Here is an 18,585-nt window from a genome sequence, read left to right as displayed (position 1 = left end):
ATTTTTCACCTGAAAACTAATCCCGGGGAAACCATTGCATGAATATTCATCTGCCTTTAACACATCTAAAAGCAAAAAGTCCCTTGGCGCACCGGCGTCACAGGAACTTTTCACATATAAAAGACACATGTTCTTTCACTGTATGCGTATATATTCCGAATACCTGATTTCCACATACGGGTTGTCACTGGAAATGGACTGATGGATAGCCTTTACACGCTTCCAGAACCACCATCCCTTGTATTCTACCCAAACCGCCTGATTGAGGGTTACCGGAACTTTGATGTCGCCTTTGAGCCGTTTGTTCTCGATCAACCCGGTAAGTTGGATATACGGTGTAACCATCTCCACCTTCTGCCGCAGCAGTGGAACGGTATCACGGATAATGAGCGTGTCACGGATGGCGGCATCTATCGGGGCTTTCACTTCGACTTCATGCCGTGCAGCCACTTCGAGGTTCCTGATTTTCACGCCTAGCCTTTCGATGGTCTCGGCATCCTTGGCACGGAACTCTTTATACTCATCTATAGTCAGCCGCAATGCCTTGGCATCGAGGACCATCGTCGCTGAATCGATCTGCATCCGCTTCACATCGGAAAGCAGTGCGGTGCTGTTCATGCGGAATCGGTCGCGTTCTTCCGTGAGGCGTATTGTCCGCCGGTGCTGCAGCCAGAGGATGCTACAGAGCAGCAACACCGTTGCCAGAAGTATTCTGTTTAATCTACTCATATGATACTGATTCTTCGGGGATGAACCACAGAAATTCATCCATATAGATTTCTTCCAACAATACAAGGCCGCCCCGGTTCTTTTTTCGGTTCTGCGGGAGGTCTTCAACGACCAGTCCACGGCGACCGACCAGTTCGTCCAACCTCATTTCGGAGAGTTCAGGCGAAGCGATGATGGTAACGTATGCATTCTTTTTCATAACTGGTCTTTCCACGATGTTTTTACTTGTGCGTTCCCTGACATTTGAGAAGTTCACGGATATCGGCACGGATTTCGTGCAGGTCATTCTGTACCGTGTTGAGCTGCATCATGGTTGCCTCGAACACGGACTTGTCCAGCTTCATGGCGTTGATACGGTCATACTGGTTCTTGATTTCCACTTCCAAACCGATACATTTGGTTTCCAGTTCTGCAATTTGGGCGGTGTTGTTGACATGCTGTATGTACAGTGTCAGCGAGAACGAGAGTACCACGACAATGATCTTGAAGTACTTCATTACAAATTCTTTGAGTTGTTCCATATCTTATTCCATTAAAAGTGAGAATGCGTCCCTGATAGCCCTCAGCAGAGTCTCGGCTGCCGCACTATCCCGGAACCCATAGATGACAAGCGCGATCATCATCGCCAGATAGACCCACCAGGCGATTTCTTCCTTAGTGATTTTACGTTTCCGCTTCGCCATCTTTTACAGGATTTTGGGGTACGATTACATTGAAGATAACATTGCCGTCGCTGCCTTCGATACGCAGGCGGTTCTCCTCCTTGTGCCTGATGGGGAAGATATCCATCAGCGCCTTGGCGGCATTGACCGACACGGCCCTGAGCGGTGCCGGAGAGAGCGGCACACCGAAACGGTCTGTATAGTCCGAAGTGGCCGTCTCGTCCATGATTGCCTTGAGAGTCTCGGTCACCTGCAGCTTTACAGCCATCGTCTCCATCTCGAACCGTTCCGAGGAGAGCAATGCCTTGATATGTGCCAGCACATGCGGTTTGTTCATCAGGTAATTGGCCGAAGCATACGGGTTCTTCACCGTATCCTCACCGAATACCTCCACAAAGCATTTTTTCGGCCGTCCGGCATATTCCAGCCCGCCGTTCACATAGAGGTTGCAGAATTGCAGCTCCTGCTCCGTGAGCGGTTTCTCTTCCGGCCTATCCTGCGTGTTCGTTATCTTGTCTGACATCGGTTCTTCCTTCCTTTTCTGAAAGAGTAGCGGGTTTGTATCCCGGAGGTTTTACAAAATCCGCCTTTTCATTGAGCAACTGCTCCATTAATGCGTCATAGAATACCTGGGCCAACGCATCGGCACACGCCTCCGCATCCGCTAGCGAGTTGATGAGCCGCAGGTTGAACTTGATTTCCAGGTCGTAGCCCGATATGAACGCCATCAGTTCGTTCCCGTCATAGCCCAGCGCCCCGTAGGTCATCCGGTCCGCCGTACGGAATGTAATGGTCTCGGGAATCTGTTCCCGGTCAATGCCTTGGGCTTCCTTATTCGTGTCCATACTCATATCTTGAAATATTTACGGGTTTTCTCTTTCTTCTGCGTAGCGATTGCCGCCCCTTCCGTCTGGCGCAGACGGGAGGTATAGACCCCCAGGATGTCAAGCGTGGCCGTCACATCCGCAGCCGCATCGTGGGCATCGTCCAGTTCCACCCCCAATTTTGAGGCTACCAGTTCCAGTTTATACGAAGTAACCTCCGGATCAGCGGCAAAAGCCAACCGTCCCATGACAAGCGTGTCGATGTAGTGCGGCTGGAAGTTGCCGTAATAGTCCTTGGTACCGGAAAAGGTCTTTTCAAACTCGGCGGCCAGTCCGGCATAGTTCATCAGCTGTTGCAGGAATCCGATATCGAAAGCGATGTTCTGTCCGACCAGCACGGGCTTGCACTGATAGCCCTTCGAGAGGGTGCTGCGTTTGGCGAAGGCGATGACTTCTCCGGCGACTTTCTTCATGTCCACACCCTGTGTGCGCAGCATCTCCATGGTAATGGCGGAATAGTCCAATGCCGTCTGTTCGTACTTCATCGGGACATATTCCGGTTCTTTCGCCTGTTCATGGCGGGTACGCAACACCTTGCGTCGGGGAAGCCCCGCGTCCTGTTTCCCGTAGGGGGCGATATACGCCTGATAGCGGTCGAATACCTGCCATGTGTCGAAACGGACGGCTTGCAGGGCGATCTGTGTACAGGCGCATTCACGGCAGTCCAGCCCTCCGGTCTCGAAGTCCAGCCCGATGCCTACATATATCTTCTGTTCTGTCTTGGGTGCCATATCTTTTCAGGATTGAATGAATAACAATGAGTTCCTATAGGTCTGTAATGTATTGCATCCGTTGTAGTCGCTGTAACGGATGACGGCAGTGAGGATGACCACCCGGTCTTTGAGCGACTGGATCACGGTGTGGTGTTCCATGTAATAGTCGTTCCAGCATACACATTCCGCCAGACGGTTGTTCTGGGAGAGTGTCAGCTTGGCGAAACGCTTCCGGCTTCCCGTCTCCCTGTCCTTGTAGGTATGTTCGGTTACATCCACCACCGTGGCGCAGACAGTCGCACGCCTGCCGTCGTTCTCGTCCCGTGCCACCTCGTCCAGGGTCAGGTAAGAGGCTTTTCCCTTGACCTGCCTGCGGGCTTCCGAATTGTTGAAGATGCGGCGATAATCGATGCTGCCTATGCCCGACACGGCAATCTGCTGCTGCGACCAGAAGAAATGCCGCCCGCGCATGTCCTGCGGGAAGTCTTTTTCAGAAAGGGAGAATCCCAGTTCCCGTGCTGCGCGTTCGAGCAGCGCGCAGCGTTCGGTAACCGCCCCGACTTTTTCGATACGGTCGAAGCATCCGGCAAGGATCATGTGCTTGACATGCCGGGCGTTCACGGGGACTTTCACGGCCTCTTCCGCGTTGTCGGGGTCGTCCCAGTAACTGTATTTCTTGAGTTTGTAACGGAATATGCGGTGGATGAAGTTCTCGATACCGGTATATGCCCCGCCCCGGTCGCGTTCCGTGACGATGTATTCCACTGTCTTGACACCGACCTGTTTGATACGGGTAAGCGACCAGAAGATTTCATCGGTGGCATAGTCGGTGAAGAACTCCGTCCCGGAGCGGTTGATGTCCGGCGGCACGATCTTGGCCGACGAGCAGCGTTCCATCTCCGCCATCAACGAAGGAATCTCCTTGTCGTCCGCCCATTGCAATGCCACCGTGTAGAATGCCGAGGGGTAATTGGCCTTGAGCCATGCCCCGCAATAGGCTGTAAGGGCGTATGCCGCGGCATGGGAACGGTTGAACGAATATTTCCCGGCTACCTCTATCTTGTGCCAGATTTCCTCCGCCTCATAGTCCGGGCATCCGTTCCCGACGGCTCCGGCAATGAAATCCGCCTTCAGCGTGGCCATCAGGTCGGCTTTCTTCTTTCCTATGGCCTTGCGCAGATAGTCGGTCTTCCCGAGGTCGAATCCCCCGAGCGTATGAGCAACGGACATGAACTGCTCCTGGTAGACCATGATTCCGAAAGTGTTCTTCGTTGCTTCATAACAGCCGTAGTTATAGACCGGGGCCACTTCGCCACGCCTGAAACGGACATAATCATCGGTGGCACCGATGTCGAGTGTGGCGGGACGGTACAGGGCATTGATGGCGATCAGGTCCTCGATACACTCCGGCTGTACATCCTGGATAAACCGGGTAATGCCCGGCGAAGAGAACTGGAACACATTCTGCGTGTTGCCGTCCGAGAGCAGTCGGTAGGTCTTCCCGTCTTCCAGCATATCCTGCGTAATACGCCCGATAGTAAGTTCCTGCCCGAAATTCCGGTTGACCAACGCGATGACGGCACTCAGTTTGGCAAGTTCCTTTGTCGCCAGCACATCCTCCTTCAACAATCCGATCTCATCGACCGAATAGCCGTCGAACTCCGATACCAGTGCCCCGTCCATCTTACGGACCGGCAGGAAATCGAAGCATTCGGCGGGCCTGCCGTCCCGCGTGTCCGGTGTGACAACGATGGCCGAGGCGTGTATGGAGGCCGCTTTGGGCTGTCCGAGCAATCCTTGCACGTCCTCGATGACCAGCGGATAGGTCTGGATAAAGTCCCGAAGTTTTCTGTTGAAGGCAGCCTGTCTGAACAGTCCTGTCCAGTCCGTGCCGTCATCTATCATGGCGGTAATATAGTTCACGATGGAGTGAGGCACGCGGTGTACGCGTGCCACGTCCTTCAAGGCGGCTTTCAGTTTCATCGTGGTAAAGGTGCCGGCGGAAAAGACACGCTGGCGGCCGTCCGCGTTGTACCGTTCTTCCAGGTAATCCTTGATCTCCTGCCGCCGGTCGGAGGCATAGTCGACATCTATGTCCGGCAGCGAAGCGTGGCCGCCTTCTGTCAGTCCTTTGTCCACAAAGGCATCCATGACCGTCAGCGGTCCGTCTGCTTTCCTGATTCTTATATGTGTTACTTTCATCTGATATATTTCTTGTATCGTATTATCGCGCTTACCGTCTGGCGGCTGACACCGTACTGTTTTGCCAGGCTGTTCTGGGAAGCCTGGCCGGAGGAATACCTCACCCGTATCTCTTCCGCCTGCCCGTTGGTCAGTTTGGCGTTCACGCTTTTCTCGCCGTAATCCCGTTTGAGGCCACCCGCTATGGCATGTTCCATATTCCGCTGGTGCGTACACATTTCCAGGTTATCCGCACGGTTGTTGTCGCGGTTCCCGTCGATATGGTTCACCTCCAGTCCCGGATTCCAGTCGGGCAGGAAGTGCTGTGCCACCAGACGGTGCACGGAGAACTTCTTTCCGACACCGCCCTTGTAGAGTCGGACACAGTCATAGAGCGAAGTCGTCCCACACCAATGACACATGATACGTTCGGGTTGTGTCCAGGTGATACCGTCATGCGAAACTTGCCGTTCCAGACTCTTGACACGCCCGAGGTTGCTGATCTTGTACTTTCCTTCATAGTTCTTGATATCCACCCAGATTTCCCGGGTGTCAGCCATGGGTTATACGGTTTAGTGCTGTCTGAAAAATTCCCAGGTCTATCTCCACGCCGATGAACCGGCGTCCCGTATTCCGGCAGGCCACGGCTGTACTGCCGCTGCCCATCGCAAAGTCGAGGACGATGTCTCCTTCGTCGGTGTAGGTGCGTATCAGGTATTCCAGCAGGGCGACAGGTTTCTGTGTCGCGTGCAGGCAGGAGAGCTGCTTGTCCGTCTTGAATTTCAGCACACTGCGCGGATAGCGTTCCGTGGATATGTAATCCCGGAAATTATCGTGCTTCCGGTATATCTCGCCGGCATCGCATTTCCGCTGGTGTTCGGCCATCACGACCTTGCGCTTGTGCCCGTCCGTCTTGATCGGATGATACTTCGGCAACCTGTCGTAAAAGACCAGAATGTCCTCGTGCGCCTTCATCGGCATACGCCTGGCGTTTAGGAAGCCTGTCGCCTGCGTCTTCTCCCATACCCAGGCATACCGCAGCCTGCGGAGATTGGAGCTGCCCAGCAGGCTCGTAAAAGGATGCTGGCAGAACAGCAGTACGGGAGTGTCAGGTCTGGATATGCCCTGTACAGCATTCCACATCCCGGGGATGTCTATCACGGCGTCCCATCGACAATGTGTCGTACCGTATGGAGGGTCTGACAATACCATGTCGGCAGTGATGCCTTCTTCAGCCAGCAGGGGCAGCACATCGAGTGCATCGCCCCGGTAAAGGTCGCAACCGTCATAGGGACGGTGGTGTTCGTAGGTCGGATTCATGGGTTTCGAGTTCCTTTAGGTTCCACAAGCAATCTCGGCGGTCAAAAAGGATTTCGTCGCCACACATCAATTCATCTGCGTATATCGTCCGCTCTTCTCCGTTACGGATTACCCGCATCCGGGCATCCGTGCACAGACGGTAAGTCTTGCCTTCAGATTCCATCTCCACATAGCGTTCGCCCTTGCCGAGTGTGATGTCCGGGGCAAGCACCGTCAGTTCGTCTTTCCAGCTGAGCCCGCAGCGTTCCGGCACGAGGAAGCGCGAGAAGATAAGGTCGTATTTCAGCGGGTCGATGGAGGTTATGCCAAGCAAGTAGGAAACCAGCGAGCCCCCGGCGGAACCGCGACCTATACCAGTTGCGATGCCTCTCCGGTGCGCCTCCCGCACCATATCCCACTGCACCAGGAAATAGTCCACATTGTCGGTCGATTCAATGATATAGACTTCCTCGTCCAGCCGTTCCCGATAGCGTTCCCGCTCCGGTTCCGGCACTTTCCGGTCCAGCCCGTCGTCAAGCAGTCGGAGGAACATCGTACGGCGGTCACCATACCGTTCCCGCTCTTCCGGTCGCATACGGTATTCCGGCATGAACATTCGCCCGGTCTCGAATGAGGCGTCCGCACGTCCGGCAATCTCCACCGTGGGACGGCACATGCGCCTAAACAGGGAATCGAAGTCCCATTGCCCGGAGAACAGAGGACGGAGCGTGTCATACAATTCATCCGCTGTCTTGAAATACTGGTCATCGCTCTGTTCATGGGCGGTTCCCGTGGCAATCTTGTTCACCACGATTCTGTACCCTGCATCGTCCTTGTCCATGTAGTAGCAGTCCGGAATCAGGACTGGTTCTACTGTAAATGAATCCGTGTCGGCATCATAACAGTTGCCGAAATAATATTTCAGGGCTTCCAGTTGCTCCCTGTCAATGCGGTCCGCCTTGTATTCGTTGGCATCAATCTGGTAATAGACCGCTTCGGCACCTTTTCGGATACGCTCCACCTGTTTGGGATGTCCGGTCATCCAGTAGACTGAACGGGTGGCAAAGACCGGCACACAACCTGCGGCATACATCAGCAGCTGTTCATAGCGGAGGGTGTTGTCTTCCGAATCGACCATGACGGCCCGTTGGATGCGCAGCAGATTATGCAGTCCCTCGTTATCCAAGGCATAAATCTTCAGCCCGACACGTTCTTCTTCGTGCGTCATTGTCAGCGAGTAGCCGAATATATGTTTCAGCCCGGTATTGGCGCACTCCTTCTGAAGGTTCAGCGTGGCGGCCATTGTATTACGGTCGCAGATGCCGACAGCCGTATGCCCGAGCCATTTCGCCTTGCGGCACAAATCTTCCGGCGAGCCGCAGGCGTTCAGCAGTTCGTAGGAGGTATGGATGCCGAGGTTCACGAAAGGTACATCGTGTACTGGAGGCTTGGGTCGGCCGATATATCTCAGCAGGTTGAAACGGAATTCTTCCCGCAAGTCATAATAGTACCAGTTCCTGCCGAACGGGAAGGCCACATGGAAGATTCCTTCTTCCATCAGCACATCCGGACTTTCCATCAGGTTGAACACGAGCTTGTCCCCGTCGCTGCGGAAAATGGATTCCACTCCCGACAGGTCGGCCGTGAAAAGCCGCCCGAAGCCGGGAATATCCACCACTTCCGTATCGACCGGGATATAGGTTATCCGTTGTGCATCGAGCCATGAGAAAAGTTCTTGTATCATCTTTCCTGTACTTTTTTGAGTTTGTATTCAAGGACGGACAGCAGGCGGCAGGCGAAAATCCCGTAGATTTCCGCTTCCGTGAGTTCGTCCCAGTCTTTGGCGGCATCGGCAATGTCCGCGATGAAAACCTCGAAATAGGGTTTCAGCCGTTCCGCCGTCCGCTTTACCGACTCGACGGCATCACCATCGTAACCGATGACTACAGTTCTGACGCCTTTCGATTGCAGCTTGTAGATCTGTACATCGGATATTTTCTTTCCGAAAGTGGCCACGGCTGCGACATGGGAATTGTCATAGAGTTCGAGTCTGCGGGTCAGGGCGATGACATCGAAAATACCTTCCGCGAGGATGACCGTATCGGTTTCATCCATACGGACGGCATCGTAGTTATAAAGGAGTTTGGAAAAGTCGTTTTCCGTGGAGTTCCGGTAACGCAGGATCCTGTACCCGCCGCTATGTCTGGTCTTGCGGTTGTGGGCGTCTATATCCTCTTTCGGCCAGGTATGGCGGGAGACATAGCCGACAACCGTACAGTCATCGATGACCGGAAAAACGACATAGTCAGCGTAGCGCGGATTGAGCCTGCCGGTTATCCCGACCGGGAAATACTCGTAATCGTCGAAACAGAAGCCGCGCCGCTGCAAATACGGATGCCGGAAAGTGCGCTTGTAAAAGTCCGGCAATTCGACCGGCACCAGTTCGTCGTCTATTTCTTCCGCCTCGTCCTTCTCCAGCAGGTGCAGGTTCAACGGTGCGGCAATGTCGGCTGTCTGCAAAACCATCAGGTCCATGCGACCGATAGCCGCCAGAAGTTGCTCCAATGTACGGGTGGATGCCCCGCAGGAGAAGCAGTGGGCCATGAAAGGCCAGCGGTGGGCAGTCGCCTTGCCGATGTAGATACCGAACTTACCGCCCGACTTTCCGCAGAACGGGCAGCGCGGAACGATAAGGTTCTTACCGCTCCCGTCCCGTTTGGCACCCGTCTCGCGGGTTATCTCCGAAACCAGATATTGATATTCCTGTACCGACAGTTCCATATTAAGGTATAGTCGTGACCGCTACAGGTTGGTTTGAAATGTTTGGAAAAAGAATCCGGATTAGCCCAATAAAAATAGACCGGCAGAATCATGGAAGGTCTGTTCCACCCAAAGGAAAAGAGAAATTGTCTTCCCGGCTGGACAAAAAAGACTGCTTTTGTCCAATCGATAAAACAATATATAAATAAGGAGATTGAAAATCAGCATTGGCTGATTTTCAGGTGTAGAGATGTACTTTTCTAAAATGATCACTCTCTACATAAAAAAAGCGTATTTTTTGTGCAGTACAATAAATATACTGAATGAAAAGTATCGTTTTCCAATTACTACAGATAATGGATTTGTATTTGCGAGGTCATTCGAACTTTCCTCGAACAAAGGTCGTATGATATCTCGAACGCCAAGACCCGTGAGCGGAAACTGAAAGCCTTGGAGGCGGCAGAGGAATTGAAATGTGAAAACCTGCTGTTGATAACATGGGGAACGGACGATATGGCGGAATACAAAGGGCATACAATAAAAATCGTATCTGTCCGGAATTGGTTTTACGCATGTAAGCTGCCATATATTCTCAACATTCCAGTCGTTACAAGTCAAAAAGCCACCGACACACCGCATCCGGATCGATGGCTTTTTATTCCCTGTTCAGATTCAGTGTCCTCTGCCCGTCATAGAACACCTCATTGTCGTAGTCGGTGGCAATCCTGATAGTGTCTCCTTTCTTGAAGAACCGGCTTTTGGCCACGTGCAGGCGCATAACGTTCTCCTTTCTTTCAGCCGATGACTGGTTGAGCGAAACAAGGTGCGTGCACGGGCGGGCCAGACCTTTGGCCTCCGAACAGTTGTACTCGGTCAGCACGTTCCGCTCGTCATTCAGCCACTCCCGGTCTTCGATGGTAGACTGGTAAGTCACCACCATCCATACCTTTTCGTCCGCCGCCAGGTCCTTCAGGTCATTAGCCACCGCGATACGCTTCGCCCGTTCATGGTCGGCTCCCCATGAACGGCGGTTGGCATCCGTCAGCAAGTCCATCGAATCCACAATCACGATGTCCGGATTATATCCTTTGAGCTTCCTGTATTCCGAAATGCCGTTCTTGATGTCGAGTGTCGAGACCTGGGCATTGAAACGCGGGTAACTGCGCACCGTGATGCTTCCGGCATACGAGGCGACCAGTTTTTCCAGATGTCTCATCTCCGTATCCGAAATCTTTCCCCGCTCGTAATAGTAGGCGTTCCTGGAAATCAGTCCGCCGGAATAGGCGTTCAACGCCTCTTCTTCCGAACCTTCCAGCTGGAAATGCAGCACATGCAGCCCGTCATCGATATCCGCCCTGACACCGATCCATTTGGCGATGTGTGACTTTCCCACGCCTGTGCTGGCCAGGAAACAGGTCAGCTGACCTCGCAGGTTACGTCCGGCATTGAGCGCATCCAGATACGGGATATAGAAGCGGGACACACGAGGGGCGGCCGAGCGTTCCTCTTCCTCCTCGCGCCGGCGGTTCCTCTCGAAACGCTCCTTGAAAGTCGCGGCCACATCGACGAACGAGGTGCTCTTCAGCGTGAACCCTGCCAGCCACTCGGCATATTCCCGAAGAGTCTTCTCCGCCTTGTCCTGTTTGTTCTCGTTATACAGTTTCCCGACCTCCGCATAGACCGACTGCAACCGGACCCCCTTGATGTAGGACTCCAGCATGTCGGTCATCACCTCGGCACTCTGTCCCTCGTCATACTCCCGGAAAGTGTCTATCAGCTCGATGGCGTCGTAATCCTCATGGAAGGTCTGTGCCAGCACGGCATACGACGGCGGTGTCTTGTATGTCTTGAAGTGTACGGCTATCGCCTCCTGTACCTGCTGGAACGAACGGTCCGGCAGGTATTCCTTGCGCATATGCCGGGCTAGGACGGCACACAACGGTTCCTGTCTGAGCGCCGTGGCATAGAGTTCATACAGGAACTCGGCACTGAGCGGATTGACGGCACTCATGGCTTCGCCTCCTTTTTCCGCCACGCCTCACAGCGGATACGGTACAGTTCCGGATAGCGCGCCTGTGTCCTTCTGCGGCACGGCTCCGCTTTCGCACATTTTGAGCATGACGGGGAGAAAGGCGTCCACATCAGCGTGGAGAGCGCACAGATGAGATATCCCGCTTCGGTGGAGAGCAGTCGCCGCTTGGTCGTCTCCTCGTATTCCGGATAAATAAAACGCCCGAACGGATGGCTGCGGCGGTCTTCCACTGCCCGCGCCAAATCATGCCGTGACAGCCCGAAACTCTTCAGCCACCGGTCCTCCCGGTAGCGGCGTTCCTTTCCCGAGCGGAGATAGCGGTCGATGGCTTTCTTTCCGAATGAATGCGAGACGTTCCATTTCCTGCGATACGCGGTATCATATCCGGAAATGGCATATGTCTGGCAGATACAGAAGTCGGACAGGCGTTCCGCACTGACGGAGACGACCTCCCGGCACAAGCCGTCGAAACACATCCCGAGCTGCCTGTCCGACTTGCCGCCGGTAGGGAACACAAAATCCGCCCACACCGTGGTGCGGACCAGCCGTGTAAAGAGCCTCCGGCATCCGTCAATCCATTCTTTTCTCTCCATCGCGTGTCAATAGTTTGCGCAGCTGCGTCTTGGCTAGGAAGATGCGGCTTTTTACCGTTTCTACGTTCCTGGTCTGCAAAGTACCGTTGTTATAGGTGATTTCCATGATTTCCCCGAGTTTGTAACCAGCCTGCTGCAAGAGCAGGGCTTCCCGGTAAATCGGTTTGAGCCGGTCCAGTGCCCAGAGGATGTCATCGTTATAGAACTCGCGGTAGTTGTCCATCCCCATGCTGTTTCCCGACGGTTCGTCCTCATCCGACAGCGAAGAGGATATTTCCGAAATGTCGATATTGTCGTCCGGGGGCATGCGGTTCCTGTTGCGGTTGTTCAGGTCCGCCACAAGCCGTTTGGTCACGGCATAGATCCAGGTCTTTACCGGACGGGCCGGGTCATAACTGTCCATATACTTGAAGAAGTTGGCCAACGCCTCGAGGTAGTTGTCCTCGATGTCCTCCTGGTTATAGGTATATTTGATACAAATGCTGTATATCAGATTCTTGTGCGGCATCACATATTTTCTGAGAAGTTCCGCCCTCTGTCTCGCGGATTCGTCTTCAGGCTGGAGAACCGCAATAAACACATCTTTCTTTTCCACGTTTCCACTGACTGAAAAGGTTGATAATGAATCTCATGTCCTAATCTGTCAGCTACCGTGAGCGTCAATTGAAAAAACGGGCGGCAGCATTACCGCCGCCCGAAAAAAATCCAAACCGTTGTCGGCTTGTCACAGCCTGTGCCTGCGGATGTAATAGTAGAAGAGGTGGCAGGCATCCGCCGCGTTGTCATCCACCGGGACAATACCGTACCTGTCCTTGCAGGCCGCGACCATCTGCGTCTTGGTGGCGTGTCCGTCTCCCGTCGCCCATTTCTTGAGGACAGCCGGGTTGACGAACTCCGGTTCCGGGATATCCAGTTCATCGCACACTTCGAGCAGGACGCCCCTGAGTTCCGAGAGCCGCCGCATGTCGTAGAAATGGCGGTTCACGCTCACATCCTCGGCCACGACGCGGCGGATGCCGTAACGACGGAGTAGCGAGAGCAGCGTAGTCCTGAAAGCGCCGTGCATCTTGTTGCCGTTGCGCCGTTTGCTTTCGGTGAAGTTCCATGTCCCGGCCTCATGCAGGGAGAAGTATCCGGTATGCGTGGCAATGTCCAGCGCCAGTACCTGCTCCCGGGTCAGTACGCTATTCTCCGAGTCTTGATTCGCCATTCTCTTTCACGATTACCAGTTTATGCGGATACCCCTCCGCCACATTCCCGTGCGAGACGACCAGCACGGTACCGCCGAGCGAGTTCAGCGCCTCGAACATGGAGGCCAGCCCCGCTTCATCGACCGCCTCAAGTATCTCGTCCAGCACGAGCAGGTCCAGTCCTTTGTCCCCGTCGCAGTTGCTGTTCACGAGTTTCTGCATGGCAAGGATGGTCGCCAAATTCACACGGGCGGCTTCGCCTGCCGAGAACTTGCCGAACGAGCCGCAGTCCATGCCGTCGCGCAACAGCGAGATGGAGATTTTCTCCCTTACCTTACCGCTCTTGAGAATGGTATACCCGTCGAAGCGGATACGGATGTCGCTGCCGATGTTTTGCAGGAACTCGTTGGTAATACGGCTGAGCGCCTCGATTTTCGTGTTGGCCAGATAGGTCTTGAACTGCACGAACCGTTCCCGCTGTATCTCCAGTGCACGGACCCGGGTATCGACGGCCGTCTTGCGCCCTGCCGCCTCGTTAGACTTTCCGCGCGTTTCACGGAGAGTGTCCTTGAGCGATTGTATGAGGTCGGGTGAAGCCGCCTCATCCAGCTCCCGGATCGTGGCCTGCAAAGTGTCGATGGCGCAGGCCGCGGCCTGTATATCTTCCTTGCCTACCCGTATGCCGCGGTTCAGTGCGGCATTGCGCTCGTCTATGAATCCGAACACCTCGTCGAATACCTTGCGGCGGACACCTTCGATTTCACTTTGCAGGGCGGTAATTTCGGAAGCGATGCGTTTATGCCCGCTTTCCACCTCTTCCACGTGGCGGGTGGCATTCCTGACGGCCCGTTCGTGCCCGGCCAGCTGCTCCTCCCATCCGGTGCGTCTGCCTTCCAATATCCGGCGCTCATGGTTCAGCCGGTTCTGCTGCAACTCCACGGCATCCGTCTCCTCCTGCTTCTCATCGATACGGCCGTTGATTTCCGTGAGCTGCCGTTGACGGAGCTTCAGTTCCTTCATGCCGGCCTTGATGTCGAACTGTGGTTCTGCCACCAGAAACTCATACCCGCAGAAAGGACAGGTGATGGAGCCGGCCAGTTTGTTCGAGAGGCCGTCAATACCGGCAGAAACGATACGCCGTTTATGGCGCAGTTCCTCGATGCTGCCGGACAGGTCGCGCAGACGGATGTCGATTTCCCGCAGTCTCTCCGCAGTCGTATCGGACTGATCCCTGTATGCCTCACAGAATGCGGCATACTCCTTCTTGAACTGTTCCCAGCCGTCAGTCCTGTTTTTCAGTTCCTGTTCCGCCTGTTTCAAGACGGCATCGCAATCCTTCAACCGCTCTGTGGCGGTCTGTAACCGTCCTTTCTTTTCGGCAATGACCTTGTCCCAGTCCGTCTGCCGGGCATCGGGAAAGAGGGACATCATTTCCGCTATCTTTTCCAGACATGCTTCCAATGCGGTATCTCCGGCTTCCAGTTCCTGCAAAGCCTCGTCCGCCCGCTGCACTCCGGCAAGCTGTTCCTCAAGCCTGTCCACGTTCTCGTGCCCGGTACGGATCTGCTCCCTCTTGGCCGCTATGGCCGTTTCCAGTCCCATGATACGTTCCACACGGGTACGCCCCCGCTCGGCTCCGGCTTCCTCCTCCTTGCGTATCTGCTCCTGTAACATCCCGATACGCCCGTCCAACCCGGCCAGTTCCAGTTCCACCTGCCGTTTCTTTTCAGAGAGCGGCACGATGTCTTCCTCCACTTGGGCTATGGCTTCATCCACCAGGATACCGTTGGAAAAGCGGTTGATGACCTCTTTCTTCTCCTTGTCCGATGACGAGAGGAAATCCTCATACCGGTATTTGGAAAGGATGAAATTGTTGAGCAGCTCGTCGCGTGTGACACCCAGTTTGTCAAGAATATACCGATTATAGGCGTCAACCGAAGGTTGTACCGCCTCGTCGGTCATCACCTGCCTGCCCCCACGGTAAAGCGTGCAGCTGACAGAGGAGGCCCCCTTGCGCGGGATACGGCGGTTGACGAGCAGTTCCTCGGCGGCGGAATCGTTGATGAAATGTAAGGCGACGCGGCATTCTTCCGCCGCATCGTTGATAATCTCCTCTGAGCGTATCTTTCTAAGCGGGCTGCCCGTGATACCCACGGCGATGCATTCCAACAGGGCAGACTTGCCGGCCCCGTTCGACTGCTGGGAGTCATTGTCCCGGTTATCGCCGAAAATCAATGTCGTCACGCCTTGCCGCAGCGTGTAGGACAGCGAACGGAAGGCGCAGAGATTTTCGGCTTCTATCGTCTTTAATTTCCACATGATCTGTTTTCTATTTTAGATAAATACTCCAATCCCATCGACACATCCTCGATCTGTTTCTCCCGGCAGAAGTCCTCGTAGGTTTCCCGGATGCGGCGGCTGTCGAATTTCTCGAAGAGCGAAGAGGATACCGCTTCCGGCGGCTGCTCGTCATCGGCAACCAGTTCCACCTTCGCCGCTCCGGCTTCCAGCAAGACGGCCTTGTCCACCGATTTCATCGCGGCGGCAGGTGCATGGATACGCACCTTGACCTTGTAGCGGCCGTCGGCCTCCATTTCACGCAGCTCGTCCATCAGGTGCAGCCCGGCACGTTCCGCCGGCACATCCATGACACGGTACCGCATGTTCACGCGGTTCTTGACAAACTCGTGCGTGCCGTCCGTGTACAGCACCGTGTATCCTTTCTCCTCGTCCTCCCCGAAGTTGTGCTGGCGCGAGGAACCGATATATTCGATTCCCGTCCCCGGAATGACGGTACGGTTGTGGTAATGGCCGACAAAGACCTTGTCGAAAGGAGAGAATATCCTGGCAGGCAGCTCCTTCTCCGAAGGCTGTGCCAATGCCCCGTTGATACCCTCATGGATGTAGAGGAAGTGCTCCGGTTTTCCGGAAAGCGCTTCCGCAGCCAATCGTCCGAGCCTTTCGGCAAAAGAGCCGTCTTCCGGAAAATAGCTCATTACATGGAGCGTGAACTTCCATTCCGGGCGGCACAGGGTCAGGTACTCATCCACGACAGTCACATTCGGATGCCGGTCGAAGACATGACAATATCCGCGCAGGGATTCCTGGTTCACCTTGTCGTGGTTCCCTTCCGCCAGCGTGACATGGATGCCATGGTCCGCGGCGGATACAAGCATATCCCTGACGGCCAGCAGGACATCGAGTGTCTGGGCGGCACGGGAAAAGAACAGGTCTCCTCCGACAACCACTTCCCGGATATCCCGTTCCCTGCAAATCCCCATGGCCTCCTGCCAGTTGGCCTGGAATGCAGGGATGTTGTCTTTCGAGATGTGGATGTCATTCAATAACAAAAGGCAGGGTTTGTTCTCTTTCATACTAAGCGATTGTGATTAGGACGGGAGGCCCTGATGCCTCCCGTCGGATTAGAATTCAAGAACTTGTGAAAGGCTTATCTGCGGCGGCGGGGACGCCCGGCACGCTCTTCCGTTTCCTCCGGCTGCTCTTCTTCCTCCCCGGGGGCATCCTCCGGTTCGTCACCGGGCTTCGGACCCTCCATCTCGCTTTCGATCAGGTCGAGCAGTTCACGGTTGCTCGTGGAGCGTGTGACACGCACGGAGAGTCCTTCCTGCTCGATGTAGCCGCGGATCATCGCACGCAGCTCCTGGCCCTCCTCGGTCTTGTCACCGAGTTCCTGCCGCTGAAGCTCGTCATAACGTTCGAAAAGGTCGTCCAGCGAGATGCCTCCGCCTTCACGCCCGTTTTCCCTGTTATCTTTCGTACGGCGGTCGAACGAGAACGCGGATGTGTCCTCCTTGGGCAGTTCACCGTCCAGCGTGTCGATGACCGTCTTCATTTCATCCGTCTCCATGAGCGACATGCCGTAGATGCCGTCGCACTGTTTGAGGAACTCGACGGTGGCTCCCAGATGATAACGGGTGTAGCGGTAGATGATTTCCGGGATACGCGGCGCACCCATCAGGGCGGTCAGCTCCTCCTTGGTCAACGGTACCGGTTCCGATTCGTTGTCAATGGAAATGACATACTCGGTCTTGGCTCCGTTCTTGCGCTTTTCAATCTCCACCGGATAGGCGTCATACACCGAGGAAACCGGGCACGGGTAAGACGGATTCTTGGCCAGTTTCTTGCTCCACAGCTTGAACTTCCTCTCATCCAGGTCCTTAAACTGGGCATGGGAAAGGGTCATCATCTGCACGCCTTTGGCACGTTCACCCAGGTCGAATACATAGAGACAGTGGCCATAACTGTATTTCAGACCGCCTCCGAACGAGCCCCCGGCAATCTTTTCCGCCAGTTTGTCGTCCCCGTCCTCTTTTGCGGCTTCGACGGCCATGCGGCGGTAGGTCTCGATGGGATCAACGCTATATCCGGCATCGGTAGCGCGGGTGACAGTGACATACATCTTCTGGGGCTTGTTCCCCGTAGCGGGTTTCTCCAGCTCCAGAAGCAGCTGGTGGACGGGATACTCATAGCCCGGACGTGTCGGCGAGCCGTCCGGATTGGGAGCGATGGGCAGGATACGGAGACGGTAAGTCCCGAACTTGTCCATGCGGAAGAACTCCGTACGGGCGAAAGCCCTGTTCTCCTCCTGGGCACGCAACTGTGCCTCCTGATAAGATTCCTGAACGCCGAGGAACATTTCCTCGACAGACATGCCTTCCATGCCGTTGTTCTTTTCTTCTTCTTGCATAAACGCTTTGTTTTATGGATTTAAAAATGCCCGAAGAATGCGACACGGCATACCCGCATCGCAAAGAAACTGGTAACAGGACGGACGGGTTCGGTTGCACCGTCCGCGTTCAACTGATAAAACTGGGAGAGGATGTCTCGCTGACCGTATCCCGAAAGAGGATACTCATTTGATAATATGGAAAGGTCTTGCAGCGACCGTGGAATACAAAATTAGGCAAATCACCCGGAACAGCCATACATGTACATGAATGTTTGTCACCGGTATTGTCCTTCAACGCATTACCGTTTCATTTTAAGAATGCTTTTAATCTCCCCGAGCAGTCTGTCGCCGCCCGGCGCGTTCCGCGCTTCGGCAAGCAACCTTCTGCGGTTCCGGCGGATATACTCTTCTCTCTTGCGGCGGCATATGCCTTCATAGTAGGCTTTGCGCCCCGGCGTGAGCCGTTTCCCGCGTCGGCAATAGACCCCGTCCCGGCGGTACTCGTCCAGGTAGCGGCGGAACTTCGCCTTGCCGCAGGAAGGGTCTTTCGATGCCTCCGCCACCGACCGTATGACCTGCCAGTCCGGCTCGAAGGGCTGCTGCGTGGCGCATAACCTGCGGAGCAGATGATAGACTACCGGCATCTCATACCGGAGCATGAAGCCTATCCGTGTCTCGTCGAAAGGAAAGCGCTTAAGCGTCCCCTGCGGTCTTCCGTCTTCTCGCTTTCGGGGCTTCTGCTGCCGGGGAGACGGTTTCTTCTGCGGCTGCCGCCTGATTTTCTTCTGTTTCATGATGTTGCGGTTGAATGGTTTGCTGTACGGTTTCACGGACGGGAGCGTTCCTGCGCTC

20 protein-coding genes are annotated in these 18,585 nt (G+C 54.7%); all 20 read right to left on the bottom strand.

What is annotated here, in order from left to right; translation table 11 throughout:
• Nucleotides 1-135: 135 nt before the first annotated feature.
• Complete coding sequence (locus DWW03_RS08295) at nt 136-729, bottom strand: DUF6549 family protein (protein WP_008860767.1); 594 nt, start codon at nt 727-729, stop codon at nt 136-138.
• On the bottom strand, nt 722-928 hold the full coding sequence (locus DWW03_RS08290) for a hypothetical protein (protein ID WP_008860768.1): 207 nt from the start codon (nt 926-928) through the stop codon (nt 722-724). Before DWW03_RS08290 ends, DWW03_RS08295 begins: the two co-directional genes overlap by 8 nt.
• A 22-nt stretch (nt 929-950) precedes the next feature.
• A complete protein-coding gene (locus DWW03_RS08285) occupies nt 951-1,250 on the bottom strand; it encodes a hypothetical protein (RefSeq protein WP_004322861.1) in 300 nt (99 codons plus the stop codon).
• Between the two features lie 3 nt (nt 1,251-1,253).
• The gene (locus tag DWW03_RS16585) at nt 1,254-1,412 is read right to left on the bottom strand and encodes a hypothetical protein (RefSeq protein ID WP_008860769.1); all 159 of its coding nucleotides are present in this window, start codon (nt 1,410-1,412) and stop codon (nt 1,254-1,256) included.
• Complete coding sequence (locus DWW03_RS08280; protein ID WP_009316566.1) at nt 1,393-1,914, bottom strand: hypothetical protein; 522 nt, start codon at nt 1,912-1,914, stop codon at nt 1,393-1,395. Before DWW03_RS08280 ends, DWW03_RS16585 begins: the two co-directional genes overlap by 20 nt.
• On the bottom strand, nt 1,883-2,242 hold the full coding sequence (locus tag DWW03_RS08275; RefSeq protein ID WP_009316565.1) for a hypothetical protein: 360 nt from the start codon (nt 2,240-2,242) through the stop codon (nt 1,883-1,885). Before DWW03_RS08275 ends, DWW03_RS08280 begins: the two co-directional genes overlap by 32 nt.
• Complete coding sequence (locus tag DWW03_RS08270) at nt 2,239-3,006, bottom strand: PolC-type DNA polymerase III (protein ID WP_008860772.1); 768 nt, start codon at nt 3,004-3,006, stop codon at nt 2,239-2,241. Before DWW03_RS08270 ends, DWW03_RS08275 begins: the two co-directional genes overlap by 4 nt.
• Before the next feature lie 6 nt (nt 3,007-3,012).
• On the bottom strand, nt 3,013-5,190 hold the full coding sequence (locus tag DWW03_RS08265; protein WP_009316564.1) for a DNA polymerase III subunit alpha: 2,178 nt from the start codon (nt 5,188-5,190) through the stop codon (nt 3,013-3,015).
• Entirely contained in the window at nt 5,187-5,729 is a 543-nt protein-coding gene (locus DWW03_RS08260) for an HNH endonuclease (RefSeq protein ID WP_004322855.1), read from the bottom strand. Before DWW03_RS08260 ends, DWW03_RS08265 begins: the two co-directional genes overlap by 4 nt.
• Nucleotides 5,722-6,489, bottom strand: a complete 768-nt coding sequence (locus tag DWW03_RS08255) for a DNA-methyltransferase (protein WP_009316563.1) — start codon at nt 6,487-6,489, stop codon at nt 5,722-5,724. The genes DWW03_RS08260 and DWW03_RS08255 overlap by 8 nt, the downstream gene beginning before the upstream one ends.
• Nucleotides 6,455-8,212: a PHP domain-containing protein gene (locus DWW03_RS08250; protein ID WP_117677904.1), complete on the bottom strand. Its 1,758-nt coding sequence runs from the start codon at nt 8,210-8,212 to the stop codon at nt 6,455-6,457. The genes DWW03_RS08255 and DWW03_RS08250 overlap by 35 nt, the downstream gene beginning before the upstream one ends.
• A complete protein-coding gene (locus tag DWW03_RS08245) occupies nt 8,209-9,249 on the bottom strand; it encodes a toprim domain-containing protein (RefSeq protein WP_117677905.1) in 1,041 nt (346 codons plus the stop codon). The genes DWW03_RS08250 and DWW03_RS08245 overlap by 4 nt, the downstream gene beginning before the upstream one ends.
• A gap of 634 nt (nt 9,250-9,883) precedes the next feature.
• Nucleotides 9,884-11,239 carry a DnaB-like helicase C-terminal domain-containing protein gene (locus DWW03_RS08235; protein WP_117677907.1) on the bottom strand — a complete coding sequence of 452 codons (1,356 nt, stop codon included), beginning with the start codon at nt 11,237-11,239 and terminating at the stop codon, nt 9,884-9,886.
• Nucleotides 11,236-11,853, bottom strand: a complete 618-nt coding sequence (locus DWW03_RS08230; RefSeq protein WP_117677908.1) for a hypothetical protein — start codon at nt 11,851-11,853, stop codon at nt 11,236-11,238. The genes DWW03_RS08235 and DWW03_RS08230 overlap by 4 nt, the downstream gene beginning before the upstream one ends.
• Nucleotides 11,831-12,433 carry an RNA polymerase sigma factor gene (locus DWW03_RS08225; RefSeq protein ID WP_004322848.1) on the bottom strand — a complete coding sequence of 201 codons (603 nt, stop codon included), beginning with the start codon at nt 12,431-12,433 and terminating at the stop codon, nt 11,831-11,833. Before DWW03_RS08225 ends, DWW03_RS08230 begins: the two co-directional genes overlap by 23 nt.
• 144 nt (nt 12,434-12,577) lie before the next feature.
• On the bottom strand, nt 12,578-13,063 hold the full coding sequence (locus DWW03_RS08220) for a crossover junction endodeoxyribonuclease RuvC (protein WP_117677909.1): 486 nt from the start codon (nt 13,061-13,063) through the stop codon (nt 12,578-12,580).
• The gene (locus tag DWW03_RS08215; protein ID WP_117677910.1) at nt 13,038-15,362 is read right to left on the bottom strand and encodes an AAA family ATPase; all 2,325 of its coding nucleotides are present in this window, start codon (nt 15,360-15,362) and stop codon (nt 13,038-13,040) included. Before DWW03_RS08215 ends, DWW03_RS08220 begins: the two co-directional genes overlap by 26 nt.
• On the bottom strand, nt 15,350-16,417 hold the full coding sequence (locus tag DWW03_RS08210) for an exonuclease SbcCD subunit D (RefSeq protein WP_117677911.1): 1,068 nt from the start codon (nt 16,415-16,417) through the stop codon (nt 15,350-15,352). Before DWW03_RS08210 ends, DWW03_RS08215 begins: the two co-directional genes overlap by 13 nt.
• Before the next feature lie 74 nt (nt 16,418-16,491).
• Nucleotides 16,492-17,751, bottom strand: coding sequence for a hypothetical protein (locus tag DWW03_RS08205; protein ID WP_117677912.1), 1,260 nt, complete (start codon nt 17,749-17,751; stop codon nt 16,492-16,494).
• Nucleotides 17,752-18,032: 281 nt separating this feature from the next.
• Complete coding sequence (locus DWW03_RS08200; RefSeq protein ID WP_117677913.1) at nt 18,033-18,527, bottom strand: hypothetical protein; 495 nt, start codon at nt 18,525-18,527, stop codon at nt 18,033-18,035.
• Nucleotides 18,528-18,585: the final 58 nt, after the last annotated feature.

The sequence above is a fragment of the Alistipes sp. AF14-19 genome (assembly GCF_003461645.1).
GTDB lineage: Bacteria > Bacteroidota > Bacteroidia > Bacteroidales > Rikenellaceae > Alistipes > Alistipes shahii.
This window is presented reverse-complemented; position numbering and strand designations above follow the sequence as displayed.